Annotated in this window: 13 protein-coding genes and 1 pseudogene; 4 read left to right on the top strand and 10 right to left on the bottom strand. The window is 54.6% G+C overall.

Going from position 1 to position 14,594, the window contains the following annotated elements:
- Window positions 1–21: 21 nt before the first annotated feature.
- The 9 genes and pseudogenes from HED65_RS14095 to HED65_RS23030 all read right to left on the bottom strand — a co-directional run.
- Window positions 22–768 carry a 4'-phosphopantetheinyl transferase family protein gene (locus HED65_RS14095; protein WP_114979041.1) on the bottom strand — a complete coding sequence of 249 codons (747 nt, stop codon included), beginning with the start codon at window positions 766–768 and terminating at the stop codon, window positions 22–24.
- Between the two features lie 122 nt (window positions 769–890).
- Window positions 891–1,862, bottom strand: coding sequence for an HTH-type transcriptional regulator YidZ (gene yidZ, locus HED65_RS14090; protein WP_028017775.1), 972 nt, complete (start codon window positions 1,860–1,862; stop codon window positions 891–893).
- The gene (locus HED65_RS14085; protein ID WP_114979040.1) at window positions 1,831–3,006 is read right to left on the bottom strand and encodes an MFS transporter; all 1,176 of its coding nucleotides are present in this window, start codon (window positions 3,004–3,006) and stop codon (window positions 1,831–1,833) included. Before HED65_RS14085 ends, yidZ begins: the two co-directional genes overlap by 32 nt.
- Before the next feature lie 111 nt (window positions 3,007–3,117).
- Window positions 3,118–4,482: a tRNA uridine-5-carboxymethylaminomethyl(34) synthesis GTPase MnmE gene (mnmE, locus tag HED65_RS14080; RefSeq protein ID WP_114979039.1), complete on the bottom strand. Its 1,365-nt coding sequence runs from the start codon at window positions 4,480–4,482 to the stop codon at window positions 3,118–3,120.
- 72 nt (window positions 4,483–4,554) lie between these two features.
- Window positions 4,555–6,198 carry a membrane protein insertase YidC gene (yidC, locus tag HED65_RS14075; RefSeq protein WP_114979038.1) on the bottom strand — a complete coding sequence of 548 codons (1,644 nt, stop codon included), beginning with the start codon at window positions 6,196–6,198 and terminating at the stop codon, window positions 4,555–4,557.
- Window positions 6,199–6,200: 2 nt separating this feature from the next.
- A complete protein-coding gene (yidD, locus tag HED65_RS14070; RefSeq protein ID WP_001307474.1) occupies window positions 6,201–6,458 on the bottom strand; it encodes a membrane protein insertion efficiency factor YidD in 258 nt (85 codons plus the stop codon).
- Window positions 6,422–6,781, bottom strand: coding sequence for a ribonuclease P protein component (rnpA, locus tag HED65_RS14065; RefSeq protein ID WP_024907873.1), 360 nt, complete (start codon window positions 6,779–6,781; stop codon window positions 6,422–6,424). Before rnpA ends, yidD begins: the two co-directional genes overlap by 37 nt.
- Window positions 6,782–6,797: 16 nt before the next feature.
- Complete coding sequence (gene rpmH, locus HED65_RS14060) at window positions 6,798–6,938, bottom strand: 50S ribosomal protein L34 (RefSeq protein WP_000831330.1); 141 nt, start codon at window positions 6,936–6,938, stop codon at window positions 6,798–6,800.
- 228 nt (window positions 6,939–7,166) lie between these two features.
- A pseudogene (locus HED65_RS23030) lies at window positions 7,167–7,217 on the bottom strand (hypothetical protein); the annotation flags it as partial.
- A gap of 321 nt (window positions 7,218–7,538) precedes the next feature.
- On the opposite strand from HED65_RS23030, the gene dnaA reads away from it, so the two are divergent.
- From dnaA to gyrB, 4 genes are read left to right on the top strand one after another with little or no spacing between them, the layout of a single operon-like run.
- On the top strand, window positions 7,539–8,933 hold the full coding sequence (dnaA, locus tag HED65_RS14055) for a chromosomal replication initiator protein DnaA (RefSeq protein ID WP_010426558.1): 1,395 nt from the start codon (window positions 7,539–7,541) through the stop codon (window positions 8,931–8,933).
- 4 nt (window positions 8,934–8,937) lie between these two features.
- The gene (gene dnaN, locus HED65_RS14050) at window positions 8,938–10,038 is read left to right on the top strand and encodes a DNA polymerase III subunit beta (RefSeq protein WP_008500170.1); all 1,101 of its coding nucleotides are present in this window, start codon (window positions 8,938–8,940) and stop codon (window positions 10,036–10,038) included.
- Window positions 10,038–11,111, top strand: coding sequence for a DNA replication/repair protein RecF (gene recF / locus HED65_RS14045; RefSeq protein ID WP_013094779.1), 1,074 nt, complete (start codon window positions 10,038–10,040; stop codon window positions 11,109–11,111). The genes dnaN and recF overlap by 1 nt, the downstream gene beginning before the upstream one ends.
- Window positions 11,112–11,139: 28 nt before the next feature.
- Window positions 11,140–13,551, top strand: a complete 2,412-nt coding sequence (gene gyrB, locus HED65_RS14040; RefSeq protein ID WP_114979037.1) for a DNA topoisomerase (ATP-hydrolyzing) subunit B — start codon at window positions 11,140–11,142, stop codon at window positions 13,549–13,551.
- A 32-nt stretch (window positions 13,552–13,583) separates the two neighbouring features.
- Here gyrB and HED65_RS14035 read toward each other — a convergent pair whose 3' ends face one another.
- Window positions 13,584–14,519, bottom strand: a complete 936-nt coding sequence (locus HED65_RS14035) for a LysR family transcriptional regulator (protein ID WP_114979036.1) — start codon at window positions 14,517–14,519, stop codon at window positions 13,584–13,586.
- Window positions 14,520–14,594 lie beyond the last annotated feature (75 nt).

Below are 14,594 nucleotides of genomic sequence, written 5' to 3'. Positions count from 1 at the left end.
ATCATGATGACCCTGAATGGATCAGCTAAGGGTGTATGCTTTTTCTGCCGGTAAACTGGTTAAACGCATCAGGCGTGCGGCGGGCTCGTTGGCGCGCTCGGGCACATCAGGAAGGCTACGCCATCCCTGTTGACTGTCAAATTCCCAGATTTTCATGCGTTCGATAGCGGGGGTAACCGCAATGGACCAAATTAGGACATCCTCTGCGTCACTGAGCGCTTCTACCAGCGTGGCTTGGGTGGCACGAAGTCGTCCGGAACCTGGCAGCAGCTGCAGCATACTGGCGTCGTCTGAGGCGCATCCACAGAGCTTTCGAATGCTCTGGCGCAGGGTGATGAGCTGGGCTCTGGCCTCGATGGGATCGTTCTGGTTACGCACCCACAGCTTTTCATTGCTGGAGAGTGGGTAATCATCGTGTGGGTTCGCGCCGTGAATGCCCCGGGTTGCGCGCTGTAGTTCCATATCCAGCCCACAATCCCCTTCGGTGGTGAGTGCTACCCCAATGATATTGCCCGTATAGGCAATGGAAAAACGGGGGAGATCCGGGTTAGCAAAAACCGGACGGCCTTCAGGTTGGATGATGATATCCGGCAGTTCACTGGTGCCGTACAACATAAACAACAGCTCTGCGAGAAGCGCTCTGGACGCTAAAAAACGCGTCCTGCGGTGTTCCGGTAGTTTGCGTGCTTCATTGTGACAGGCTGAAGAAATTCTGGCCGATACGAGGCGTCCTTCTGTAAGTATCCCTCTTGCAAAGTGCGTTGCCATTTTTCGCTCCTTGATAATGGTCGTAATCGGTTAAACGGTTACATGATTATCGCTTAACTTCACTCCTGTTTTAATCAGTAAATGGGAGTAAGAGAAGCCTGAGGACCGAACTTTACATTTTCTTAGGTAAAAATTGGATCGCTGCCACCGTACAACGCCTTGATAGTCTCTCTTAACCAGAGAATTTTCGGATTATGGCTGTTTCGTTTATGCCAAATCAGCGTGAAGGGGACGGTCAGTTTTTCAGCTTGCGCTTCGTCAATAGGAATGGGAAGCGCGATCAGCTTCCGCTGGTGGAGTTCATTGTAGTGGTGGCAGTAGTGGGGAGCCGTAGCGATATAATTATGGCCGGGCTGCGCCGCCATAAACATCGCCTGTTCGAAACCCGGCAGGCACATGGCGATATTGCGCTCACGTCCCATCTCCTTTAGCACCTCATCAAGCGCCCAGGTGTCGCTGCGTTCCCAGAAGATACTGATATGTGGATAGCGCAGGAAGGTCTCCAGGTTCCACTCTTCCTGTAGTGCCGGGTGATCCTCGCGCAGATAAACACACGGACGGTCACTAAACAGGATTTCGTAGTCGATAAACCACGGCAACAACTTCAGCAGTTCGCGGGAACGTGGATGAGTTTCACGACCGGTGAAGCCAAGATCCACTTCCCCACGCGTAATGGCGTCCAGAGAGTCGTAATCCCAGTGACGCATCTTCACCGTAGCCTGCGGATAGCGCTGGTTCACCTGCTCCAGCAGGGCATTAAAGCGGATCAGCATCAACGGCGTTTCGGCGGCCAGCACGAACGTCAGCCCGCCTGGCGCGTCATGGTGGAATTTATCGAGGATCTGGTTGCCGATTTGCATCCAGTCAGCCAGATCCTGCTCAAGGCTTACCGTCAGTGGAGTCGGCAGTAACCCTAACGGTGTTTTGACAAACAGCGGGTCGTCGAACCAGTCTCGCAGCTTGGCCAGTGATTTACTCACCGCGGACGGCGTCACGTTCATTCGCTTCGCCGCTTTGGTGACGCTACGCTCCTGCAGCAAAAGCTGCAGGCACAGCAACAGGTTAAGATCGAGACTGCTGATGGGCTTCTTCATAATTTGCCGCGGGCTGGATGACCATAAGTAAGGTAATACAGACCATGCTACAGCCAATCAGAATCCCGATCAGCATATTGAGCGCGTTAAGCCCGATTACCGCTGCCAGCCAAATCCACAGGGACGAGCCACAAACCTGAGCAATACCCAGCGCGGAGCTTGCCACGCCTGCCCGAAGTGAGAACGGGCCGAGCGCCTGGCTCATCGCCACGCCAAAGCCAACCGAGAACCCGGCGCAAATGAGGGTAATGCCTACCAACATCACCACATGTGAGCTGGTGGTCGCCAGGATCACACCTGCTGCGAGAAATAACACCTGTGAGGTCAGCATCAACGTGCGCTGGCTGAAAACATTTAGCGCAAAGGGGGTGGAGAACGAGACGGCCATACTGACCATCGCGGTTAATGCCATCACCGTTGAATACTCACCCCGATCAAAGCCCATGGTTTCCATCAGTAAAACCGGGGAAACGTTTACATAGGTCAGGATCACCGCCACGCTTAATGTGGTTACGGCCAGACGACTGAGGAAAAAGCGATTAAGCAGCTTCTCGGCTGGATGAATCGTTGGGGTATGACCGGTATTCTGCGAGCCAGGGTGGGTCTCTTTCAGCACAGCGATGGACAGGATAAATACCAGCGCGCCCATGGCCGCCATGGTCCAGAACAGGCTCTGCCACGGGAATTTCAGCATGATCAGATATCCCACGACCGGTGCCAGCACCGGGATGATACAGGTAATACCGTTCAGCATCGAAAGCACTTTGGCGCGACGCTGGGCACTTAAGGTATCGCGCAAAATCGCAAAGGCAACGACATAACAGCCACCGGCTCCAATGCCCTGGATAAACCGTCCAGCCAGGAACAAGGTACTGTTCTGCGCCTGTGAGCAGAGAAGAGAGGCCAGGGCAAAGATGATGGCACCCGTTATGGCGACGGGCTGACGACCTGCCTTATCTGCGACCTTCCCGGCAAACACCATCGACGATGCCATTCCCGCGAGGTAGGCCGAAAACGCGATGTGCAGCTGAGCTTCACTGGCACCCAGATCGTGGGCGATGTGCGGTAATCCCACCAGATACATATCAATGCCAGACGGATAAAGCAGAACCAGCGCAAAACTACAAAACAGAAAACGAGCCATAAACCCCCCATAAATGCAGGCAAGCAGAATAGGGGGTGAAAAGGGATTAAGCGAGTTGCCATTTGGATAATGGTGATTTCCTGACAGGAAAACACCATTGGTTAGCGGAAATTATTTGCCAATACAGAAGCTTGAGAAGATCCTTCCCAGCAGATCGTCCGACGTAAACTCCCCGGTGATCTCGCTCAGATTCAGCTGCGCCAGACGCAGCTCTTCCGCCAGCAGTTCACCCGCCCACGCACCGATCAGCTGCGCTTTACCCTGGTCGAGATGGCGTGCCGCCTCTTCCAGCGCCTGCAGGTGACGACGACGCGCCAGGAAGCCACCTTCCATGCTGGTGTCAAAGCCCATGCTCTGCTTGAGATGGTTACGCAGGTCGTCAACGCCTTCACCGGTACGCGCCGACAGACGGATTAGTGAGTGACCATTCACATCGCTGATGCCCAGCGTTTCGCCAGTCACGTCTGCTTTATTTCGCACCACGGTGATAGGCAGTTTGGCTGGCAAACGGGCGATAAAGTCTGGCCAGATCTCTGCCGGGTCCACAGCGTCGGTCGTGGTGCCATCCACCATAAACAGCACGCGGTCTGCTTGCTCGATCTCCTGCCAGGCGCGTTCGATACCGATACGCTCAACCTCGTCGCTGGCGTCGCGCAGACCGGCGGTGTCGATGATATGCAGCGGCATCCCATCGATATGGATATGCTCGCGCAGTACGTCGCGGGTGGTGCCGGCAATGTCGGTCACGATCGCCGCTTCACGGCCCGCCAGGGCGTTCAAAAGGCTCGATTTCCCGGCGTTAGGACGACCGGCGATCACCACCTTCATCCCTTCTCGCAGCAGGCTGCCCTGACGCGCTTCGGCACGCACCGCGTCGAGATCGTTCATCACCTGGTTGAGCTGGGCTTCAATTTTACCGTCAGAGAGGAAGTCGATCTCCTCATCCGGGAAATCGATAGCCGCTTCCACGTAGATCCTGAGGTGAGTAAGTGCTTCCACAAGATGATTCACGCGCGCGGAGAATGCCCCCTGCAGCGAGTTCAGGGCGGAGCGGGCTGCCTGTTCAGAACTGGCGTCGATCAGGTCAGCAATCGCCTCGGCTTGCGCCAGGTCGAGCTTATCGTTCAGGAAAGCACGTTCCGAGAACTCACCTGGCTTCGCAATGCGCAGGCCTGGCAAGGTCAGAATGCGTTTTAATAGCAGGTCGAGGATAACCGGGCCGCCATGGCCCTGCAGCTCCAGCACATCTTCACCGGTAAAGGAGTTTGGGCCCGGGAACCACAGCGCAATGCCCTGGTCCAGCGGGGTGCCGTCAGTATCTTTAAACGGCAGGTAATCAGCGTAGCGTGGCTTTGGCAGTTTACCCAGTACCGCTTCGGCGACCTCGCGCGCCTTCAGGCCGGAGATACGCAGAATGCCTACACCACCGCGTCCCGGTGGGGTTGCCTGGGCGACGATAGTGTCGTTATGGCTCATGGTTGGTCTCGTTCAATACAAATAAAAAAGGCGGTCAATCGACCGCCCTTATTTTAGCGTTAACTTACCGAATCAGGACTTTTTCTTTTCGCGGCTATGCAGGCCACGTTTTTCCAGACCACGGTAAATCAGCTGCTGCTGGATGATGGTCACCAGGTTGCTGACGATATAGTACAGCACCAGACCTGACGGGAACCACAGGAAGAACACGGTGAAGATGACCGGCATAAAGGTCATGATCTTCTGCTGCATCGGGTCGGTCACCGTGGTCGGAGACATCTTCTGGATGAAGAACATCGTCACGCCCATCAGGATCGGCAGGATGTAGTACGGGTCCTGTGCAGACAGGTCATGGATCCACAGCGCGAACGGCGCATGGCGCAGCTCAACGGAACCCATCAGCATGTAGTACAGCGCAAGGAAGATTGGCATCTGAATCAGCAGTGGGAAGCAACCACCCAGTGGGTTTACTTTCTCTGCTTTATACAGGGCCATCATCTCCTGGCTCTGACGCTGCTTGTCATCGCCCAGACGCTCACGCATGGCCTGAATCTTCGGCTGCAGCATGCGCATCTTCGCCATGGAGGTGTACTGCGCTTTAGTCAGCGGGTACATGATGCCACGAACGATGAAGGTGATAACGATGATGGAGAAGCCCCAGTTACCCAGGAAGCTGTGGATGAACTTCAGCAGCTTAAACAGCGGCTGAGAGATGAACCACAACCAACCGTAATCTACGGTCAGATCCAGGTGTGGCGCAACGGCAGCCATTTTGTCCTGGATTTCCGGGCCGACCCACAGGGTGCTTGCCATTTTACCGGTTTGACCCGGCTGAACCAGAACAGGCTGAGATTTGTAGCCGATAGCTGCAAGACCGTTACCCAGGTTCGCGGTGTAGAAGTTGTTGGTACCGTCGTTATTAGGCACCCATGCAGTGGCGAAATACTGCTGCAGCATTGCCACCCAACCGCCTTTAGCGCTGACGTTCAGGTTTTCGTTATCGGCAATGGTGTCGAATTTGTATTTCTCATACTTCGCGTCAGGCGTGGAGTACGCCGCGCCACGGAAGGTATGCAGCGCAAAGTTACTGCTTCCGGTGTCACGGTGAGACGGCAGATTGATGGACTGCTTCAGCTGGCCAAAGGTCGACAGTTCCAGTGGTTTCGCACTGGCGTTCTGTACGGTGTAGCCCACGTTCACCGCATACTCACCGCGTTTCAGGGTGAAGGTTTTAGTGAAGGTGTTGCCTGCGGCGTCGGTGTAAGTCATCGGGATAACGAGTTCGTTCTGACCATCAGCCAGCACAAAGGTGTTGTTCTCGACGTTATACAGTGGACGCGCACCGTTAGCCGGGTTATCCGGGCCATCACGACCGGTCAGGCCGCTCTGCGCCTGGTAGATAAACTCAGGCGTGGTTTCCAGTAACTGGAACGGTTCGTTAGACTTCAGCTCTTTCGGGTAGGTCAACAGCAGCGCCTGCTCAACATCACCACCACGGGTGTTAATAGTCAGCTCAAGCACATCGGTCTTAACCGTAATCTGTTTCCCCTGGCCACTGGCCGGTACGCCCTGGTCGGCGGCGCTACCCGCTGCGGTGGTCGTGGTCTGCGTGGTCTGCTGCTGGGGTTGAGGATTTTTATCCTGCTCCCATGCCTGCCAGATCATGAAAGACACGAACAACAAAGCGATGATAAGAAGATTGCGTTGCGAATCCATCGTTAGTGTTCTCTGGTATCAAAGGGTCCTGGAGGGACGGGGTCGTCTCCACCGGGGTGTAAAGGGTGGCATTTTAATACGCGTTTCACCGTCAACCAACTGCCTTTTATCACTCCAAACCTGCGCAATGCCTCAATTCCGTAGCTTGAGCACGTTGGTGTGAAACGGCAATGTGGCCCGAGTAGCGGACTAATCAGGCGTTGATAGACCCGAATGAGGGCTATCAGGACCCGTGAGCCAGGCGACAGTGGCGGCGCCATAATTTTTCCAACGCTTCCGAGAGAGCACGGTTATCGAGGTCGGCAACCCCCTTTTTAGCCACCACCACGAAATCCATCGAAGGCAGTTCGTGCTGACGTAAACGGAAGCTTTCACGCGTCAGACGTTTAATCCGATTGCGTTCATGCGCTCGCTTAACATTTTTCTTGGCGACTGTGAGACCGATGCGGGGATGCCCCAGCGAATTTTGGCGGCCGAGGATGGTGATTTGCGGCGTGCCAGCCCGTTGTGGCTGCTGGAAGACGAAAGTGAAATGAGCGGGAGTTAACAAACGTAACTCCCTGGGAAATGCTAGCTTAACCACTCAGGGGTTAGCTTTATTACTTGGAAACGGTCAGACGAGCGCGGCCTTTAGCACGACGACGTGCCAGAACCTGACGACCATTTTTAGTAGCCATACGAGCACGGAAGCCGTGAGAACGGTTGCGCTTCAGTACAGACGGTTGAAAAGTGCGTTTCATGGCGATTTCTACCTAAACTTGAATAAATTCACTGACTTTTGCGTATACCCGAACGAATTTCGAACGACTAACGCCTCAGCGTGGGTGATTAAAGAGGCCGGATTGTAATAATTGTACACTCCGGAGTCAATTCTCTTTCCTTATTTCCCGCGTATTTCCGCACGTTTTCGCGTGGAAAATGAGCAACGGACGACGCAGGAAGATGAGCATCACGCGCCGGGTCGAGGATTATACGGGCTCGTCGACAAAGCGCAAGGATCGTCCCGGATCTTCGTTAGATCATTTAAGCAATAAATTGTCTGTGCTCATTAATTTTTCCAATATGCGGGCTAAATCGTGGGGCACTTGCGCCAGGATCGTTTACACTTACCCGGTTTCGGATCTTCCTGTGGATAAATCGGGAAGAATCTGTGAGAAACAGAAGATCTCTGGCTCAGTTTAGGCTATGATCCGCGGTCCCGATCGGGATCCCAGGATCCTGGTCAGGATTAAATTGCAGATAGCAATTCGCACATCCCCCTATGCACAGGGTCATGTCGATGTGCGCCAACAATCATGAATATTCAATAGTTTTCTTTTATTGTTCGAGTGGAGTCCGCCGTGTCACTTTCGCTTTGGCAGCAGTGTCTTGCCCGATTGCAGGATGAGTTACCAGCCACAGAATTCAGTATGTGGATCCGCCCGTTGCAGGCGGAACTGAGCGATAACACGCTGGCTTTGTATGCGCCAAACCGTTTTGTGCTCGATTGGGTAAGGGACAAGTACCTCAATAACATCAATGGACTGCTGAACGATTTCTGCGGGTCAGATGCCCCACAACTGCGCTTTGAAGTGGGTACAAAGCCGGTCACCCAAACCGTTCGTGAAACCGTGAACGTAGCAGCGCCTGCTCAGGCTGCTCCTGCTCCGGCACCTCGCGTTGCACCCGCTCGTCAGGGCTGGGACAACGTTCCTGCTCCGGCAGAGCCAACCTACCGTTCTAACGTTAACGTTAAACACACATTCGATAACTTCGTTGAAGGTAAGTCGAACCAGCTGGCGCGCGCGGCGGCTCGTCAGGTTGCGGATAACCCCGGTGGTGCCTACAACCCGCTGTTCCTTTATGGCGGCACAGGTTTAGGTAAAACGCACCTTCTGCATGCAGTGGGTAACGGCATTATGGCGCGCAAGCCGAATGCCAAAGTGGTGTATATGCACTCCGAGCGCTTCGTTCAGGACATGGTAAAAGCCCTGCAAAACAACGCGATCGAAGAGTTTAAACGCTACTATCGTTCCGTTGACGCGCTGCTCATCGATGACATTCAGTTCTTTGCCAATAAAGAACGATCGCAGGAAGAGTTTTTCCATACCTTCAATGCCCTGCTGGAAGGTAATCAGCAGATCATTCTGACCTCGGATCGTTATCCAAAAGAGATCAACGGTGTTGAAGATCGTCTGAAATCCCGCTTCGGCTGGGGTCTGACTGTGGCGATCGAGCCACCGGAGCTGGAAACCCGCGTTGCGATCCTGATGAAGAAAGCCGATGAAAACGACATTCGCTTGCCGGGTGAAGTTGCGTTTTTCATTGCCAAGCGTCTGCGATCCAACGTGCGTGAGCTGGAAGGGGCACTGAACCGTGTTATTGCCAATGCCAACTTTACCGGCCGTGCGATCACGATCGATTTTGTGCGTGAAGCGCTGCGCGATTTGCTGGCATTGCAGGAAAAATTAGTCACCATCGACAATATTCAAAAGACGGTGGCTGAGTACTACAAGATCAAAGTGGCAGATTTACTGTCTAAACGTCGTTCCCGCTCGGTGGCGCGTCCGCGTCAGATGGCGATGGCGCTGGCAAAGGAGTTAACCAACCACAGTCTGCCGGAAATCGGGGATGCGTTTGGTGGCCGTGACCATACGACCGTGCTGCACGCTTGTCGCAAGATTGAGCAGTTACGTGAAGAAAGCCACGACATAAAAGAAGATTTTTCCAATTTAATCAGAACATTATCATCGTGACGCTATGAAATTTACTGTTGAACGTGAACATTTATTAAAACCGCTGCAACAGGTGAGTGGCCCATTAGGTGGCCGCCCAACGCTGCCTATTCTCGGAAACCTGCTGCTTCAGGTTGCGGACGGTACACTGTCGCTGACTGGCACAGACCTGGAAATGGAAATGATCGCGCGCGTTACGCTGACTCAGCCGCACGACGCGGGCGCGACCACGGTTCCGGCACGTAAATTCTTTGATATCTGCCGTGGGCTGCCGGAAGGGGCTGAAATCGCCGTACAGCTGGAGGGCGACCGCATGCTGGTGCGCTCTGGTCGCAGCCGTTTCTCGCTATCCACTCTGCCTGCTGCGGACTTCCCGAACCTGGACGACTGGCAGAGCGAAGTTGAATTTACGCTGCCACAGGCGACGATGAAGCGTCTGATTGAAGCCACGCAGTTCTCCATGGCGCATCAGGACGTTCGATACTACTTAAACGGCATGCTGTTCGAAACCGAAGGCGAAGAGCTGCGTACCGTAGCCACCGACGGTCACCGTCTGGCGGTCTGTTCCATGCCAATTGGCGACTCGCTGCCAAACCATTCGGTGATCGTGCCGCGTAAAGGCGTGATTGAGCTGATGCGTATGCTCGACGGCGGCGATACCCCGCTGCGCGTGCAGATTGGCAGCAACAACATTCGCGCTCATGTAGGCGATTTTGTCTTCACCTCGAAGCTGGTTGACGGTCGTTTCCCGGATTATCGCCGCGTATTGCCGAAGAACCCGGACAAAACGCTGGAAGCGGGTTGCGATAGCCTCAAGCAGGCGTTTGCTCGTGCCGCCATTCTCTCTAACGAGAAATTCCGCGGTGTGCGCCTGTATGTGAGCGAAAACCAGATCAAAATCACCGCTAACAACCCGGAACAGGAAGAAGCAGAAGAGATTCTGGACGTCACCTACGCCGGGGCTGAGATGGAAATCGGCTTTAACGTCAGCTACGTGCTGGATGTGCTGAATGCGCTGAAATGCGAGAACGTGCGCATTCTGCTGACCGACTCCGTTTCAAGCGTACAGATTGAAGATGCCGCATCACAGTCGGCTGCCTATGTTGTCATGCCAATGAGACTGTAATGTCGCTCACCCGTCTGTTGATCCGCGACTTTCGCAATATTGAAAGCGCGGATCTCGCTTTATCCCCTGGCTTTAACTTCCTGGTTGGCGCGAATGGCAGCGGCAAAACCAGCGTGCTGGAAGCCATCTATACGCTCGGCCATGGCCGGGCGTTTCGCAGTTTACAGATAGGTCGCGTTATTCGTCACGAGCAGGAGTCTTTTGTTCTGCACGGACGTTTACAGGGGGAAGAGCGGGAAACCGCAATCGGCCTGACCAAAGACAAGCAGGGCGACAGCAAGGTGCGCATCGACGGTACCGACGGCCACAAGGTGGCGGAGCTGGCGCTGCTGATGCCAATGCAGCTGATTACGCCTGAGGGGTTTACTTTACTCAACGGCGGCCCCAAATACAGAAGAGCGTTCCTTGACTGGGGATGCTTTCACAACGAAGCCGGTTTCTTTAACGCCTGGAGCAACCTGAAGCGCCTGCTTAAGCAGCGTAACGCTGCACTGCGACAGGTTACCCGTTACGCCCAGCTGCGTCCGTGGGACATGGAACTCATCCCTCTCGCGGAACAAATCAGCCGCTGGCGTGCCGAATACAGCGCAGGTATCGCCGAAGACATGGCGGATACCTGCAAACAGTTTTTACCTGAGTTCTCCCTTACCTTCTCCTTCCAGCGCGGCTGGGAGAAAGAGACGGATTATGCCGAGGTGTTAGAGAGAAACTTCGAGCGTGACCGCATGTTGACCTACACCGCGCATGGTCCGCACAAGGCGGATTTCCGCATTCGTGCCGACGGTGCGCCGGTGGAAGACACGCTGTCGCGCGGGCAGCTCAAGCTCCTGATGTGCGCGCTACGCCTGGCGCAGGGGGAGTTTCTCACCCGCGAAAGCGGGCGACGCTGCCTGTACCTGATAGATGATTTTGCCTCGGAACTTGACGATGCGCGGCGTGGGTTGCTTGCCAGCCGCTTAAAAGCCACGCAGTCGCAGGTTTTCGTCAGCGCCATTAGCGCTGAACACGTTATGGACATGTCGGACGAAAATTCGAAGATGTTTACCGTGGAAAAGGGTAAAATAACGGATTAACCCAAGTTGAAATGAGCGAGAAACGTTGATGTCGAATTCTTATGACTCCTCCAGTATCAAAGTCCTGAAAGGGCTGGATGCGGTGCGTAAGCGCCCGGGTATGTATATCGGCGACACGGATGACGGCACCGGTCTGCACCACATGGTATTCGAGGTGGTAGATAACGCTATCGACGAAGCGCTCGCGGGTCACTGTAAAGACATCGTGGTCACCATCCATGCGGATAACTCCGTATCCGTCACCGATGATGGTCGTGGCATCCCAACCGGTATCCACCCGGAGGAAGGCGTGTCCGCTGCGGAAGTTATCATGACTGTGCTGCACGCAGGCGGTAAGTTCGATGATAACTCCTATAAAGTTTCCGGCGGTCTGCACGGCGTAGGTGTCTCCGTGGTTAACGCCCTGTCACAGAAACTGGAACTGGTTATTCAGCGCGAAGGTAAAATTCACCGCCAGCTGTATACCCACGGCGTGCCGCAGGCACCGCTGGCTGTCACTGGCGATACCGACAAAACCGGTACCATGGTGCGTTTCTGGCCGAGCCTGGAAACCTTCACTAACGTCACCGAATTCGAGTACGACATTCTGGCGAAACGCCTGCGTGAACTGTCGTTCCTGAACTCTGGCGTCTCTATTCGTCTGCGTGATAAACGCGACAACAAAGAAGACCACTTCCATTATGAAGGTGGTATCAAGGCGTTCGTTGAGTACCTGAACAAGAACAAAACGCCAATTCACCCGAATATCTTCTATTTCTCCACCGAAAAAGACGGTATCGGCGTAGAAGTGGCGTTGCAGTGGAACGATGGTTTCCAGGAAAACATCTACTGCTTCACCAACAACATTCCACAGCGTGACGGTGGTACTCACCTTGCAGGCTTCCGTGCGGCGATGACCCGTACCCTGAACGCCTACATGGACAAAGAAGGCTACAGCAAAAAAGCGAAAGTCAGCGCCACCGGTGACGATGCCCGTGAAGGCCTGATTGCTGTGGTTTCCGTGAAGGTGCCGGATCCGAAGTTCTCCTCACAGACCAAAGACAAACTGGTCTCTTCTGAGGTGAAATCGGCGGTTGAACAGCAGATGAACGAACTGCTGAGCGACTACCTGCAGGAAAACCCGTCTGACGCGAAAATCGTTGTCGGCAAAATTATTGATGCGGCGCGTGCCCGTGAAGCGGCGCGTAAAGCCCGTGAAATGACCCGTCGTAAAGGCGCGCTGGACTTAGCAGGCCTGCCAGGCAAACTGGCTGACTGTCAGGAACGTGACCCGGCGCTGTCTGAACTGTACCTTGTGGAAGGGGACTCCGCGGGCGGTTCTGCGAAGCAGGGCCGTAACCGTAAGAACCAGGCTATCCTGCCGTTGAAGGGTAAAATCCTCAACGTTGAGAAAGCGCGTTTCGACAAAATGCTCTCTTCTCAGGAAGTAGCGACGCTTATCACCGCGCTGGGCTGTGGTATCGGTCGTGACGAGTACAACCCGGATAAACTGCGCTATCACAGCATCATCATCATGACCGATGCGGACGTCGACGGCTCGCACATCCGTACGCTGCTGTTGACCTTCTTCTATCGTCAGATGCCGGAAATTGTTGAACGTGGCCACGTCTACATTGCACAGCCACCGCTGTACAAAGTGAAGAAAGGCAAACAGGAACAGTACATCAAAGATGATGACGCGATGGATCAGTATCAAATCGCCATCGCCCTTGATGGTGCGACTCTGCACGCGAACTCCAGCGCACCAGCACTTGCAGGTGAGCCGCTGGAACGCCTGGTGTCTGAGTTCAACGCCACGCAGAAAATGATCGGGCGTATGGAGCGTCGTTATCCGAAAGCGCTGCTGAAGGAGCTGGTTTATCAGCCAACGCTGACCGAAGCTGACCTGAGCGATGAACAAACCGTGACCCGCTGGGTGAACGCTCTGGTGAGCGAGCTGAATGAGAAAGAGCAGCACGGTAGCCAGTGGAAATTCGATGTTCAGCAGAACGCTGCTCAACAGTTCGAGCCGATTGTTCGCGTGCGTACCCATGGTGTCGACACCGACTATCCGCTGGAGCACGAATTTGTTACCGGCCCGGAATACCGCCGCATCTGCACGCTCGGCGAGAAGCTGCGCGGTCTGATCGAGGACGATGCGTTTATCGAACGTGGCGACCGTCGTCAGCCGGTAGCCAGCTTCGAACAGGCGCTGGATTGGCTGGTGAAAGAGTCCCGTCGTGGTCTGTCTATCCAGCGTTATAAAGGTCTGGGTGAAATGAACCCGGATCAGCTGTGGGAAACCACTATGGATCCGGAAAGCCGCCGCATGCTGCGCGTGACCGTTAAAGACGCGATTGCTGCTGACCAGCTGTTCACTACCCTGATGGGTGATGCGGTTGAACCACGTCGTGCCTTCATCGAAGAGAACGCCCTGAAAGCGGCTAATATCGATATTTAATGCCGTAACACTGCAAAACACAGGCCGCGCTTTTAGCGCGGCTTTTTTGTAGGTGTGGGCATATCCAGCGACATCACTGACGGTAAACGACTGACCAGCATGTCGATGGCAATTCTTACCCTCAACGGCAGATGCGGTGTCTGCTGCCAGACCGCATGAACGTCGAAATGCACATCCGGTGCCTGCTTCAGGAGCGGGACGAGCTTACCCTGGTGAATATCTTTGACGACCATCCAGCAGGGCAGCCATGCAATGCCGTGTCCGGCCAGCGCAGCGTCACAGATCGCCTGCAAATCATCCATATTGAGTGATGACCGGGGAATAAATGTGCGTGGCGTTCCGTCGGTGTCCATGAGTTGCCAGGGGAGCACTCTGCCTGTCCGCAGATAGTTAATGGCCGTATGCTGGTGTAACTCATCCACGGTTTCTGGCATGTTTTTCTTCCGCAGATAATCCGGCGCGGCGCACAGCACCATGCGATGTTCCCCCAGCCTTCTGGCAACCAGAACGCTACTGTCCTGAAGCACGCCGTTACGCACCGCCATATCAAACCCTTCCTCGACAAGATCCACCACGCGGTCACTGAATGACATTTCCAGTTCAAGTCCGGGGTGTTCTTGCGCCAGTTCAATCAACAGCGGGGCGACGCACTGGCGACCAAACAGCACCGGCATGGCAACACGCAGGCGGCCACTGACCTGCTGTTTCCCTGTTTCAAGCAGTGATTCTGCACCACGAATTTCCTCCAGAGCGCGCAGACAGCGCTCATAAAAAAGCGCGCCGTTATCGGTCAGGCTCTGGCTACGGGTGGTGCGCTGGAAAAGACGAACGCCCAGTCGCTCTTCGAGGCGAGCGATGCTTTTCCCAACTGCCGAGCGCGATAAATGCAGGCGAGTTGCGGCCTGAGCAAAACTCCCCGCCTCAACGGCGGCCACAAAAACAGGAATATCCTTCAGTGTATCGGTCATGGATTGTATCCATTATGGCGACAATAAAGAGAAAACTTATCGCCACTGGTGATGATGAGTCAACGCTAGACTGTG

This window comes from Pantoea sp. LS15 (assembly GCF_012241585.1).
In the GTDB taxonomy this organism is placed as follows: domain Bacteria; phylum Pseudomonadota; class Gammaproteobacteria; order Enterobacterales; family Enterobacteriaceae; genus Enterobacter.
This window is presented reverse-complemented; position numbering and strand designations above follow the sequence as displayed.

Excerpts from the sequence above, each read along its gene's own strand:
- HED65_RS14095 (WP_114979041.1), bottom strand. The coding sequence starts at position 768 with ATGGCAACGCACTTTGCAAGAGGGATACTTACAGAAGGACGCCTCGTA.
- yidZ (WP_028017775.1), bottom strand. The coding sequence starts at position 1,862 with ATGAAGAAGCCCATCAGCAGTCTCGATCTTAACCTGTTGCTGTGCCTG.
- HED65_RS14085 (WP_114979040.1), bottom strand. The coding sequence starts at position 3,006 with ATGGCTCGTTTTCTGTTTTGTAGTTTTGCGCTGGTTCTGCTTTATCCG.
- mnmE (WP_114979039.1), bottom strand. The coding sequence starts at position 4,482 with ATGAGCCATAACGACACTATCGTCGCCCAGGCAACCCCACCGGGACGC.
- yidC (WP_114979038.1), bottom strand. The coding sequence starts at position 6,198 with ATGGATTCGCAACGCAATCTTCTTATCATCGCTTTGTTGTTCGTGTCT.
- yidD (WP_001307474.1), bottom strand. The coding sequence starts at position 6,458 with ATGGCGCCGCCACTGTCGCCTGGCTCACGGGTCCTGATAGCCCTCATT.
- rpmH (WP_000831330.1), bottom strand. The coding sequence starts at position 6,938 with ATGAAACGCACTTTTCAACCGTCTGTACTGAAGCGCAACCGTTCTCAC.
- dnaN (WP_008500170.1), top strand. The coding sequence starts at position 8,938 with ATGAAATTTACTGTTGAACGTGAACATTTATTAAAACCGCTGCAACAG.
- recF (WP_013094779.1), top strand. The coding sequence starts at position 10,038 with ATGTCGCTCACCCGTCTGTTGATCCGCGACTTTCGCAATATTGAAAGC.
- gyrB (WP_114979037.1), top strand. The coding sequence starts at position 11,140 with ATGTCGAATTCTTATGACTCCTCCAGTATCAAAGTCCTGAAAGGGCTG.
- HED65_RS14035 (WP_114979036.1), bottom strand. The coding sequence starts at position 14,519 with ATGACCGATACACTGAAGGATATTCCTGTTTTTGTGGCCGCCGTTGAG.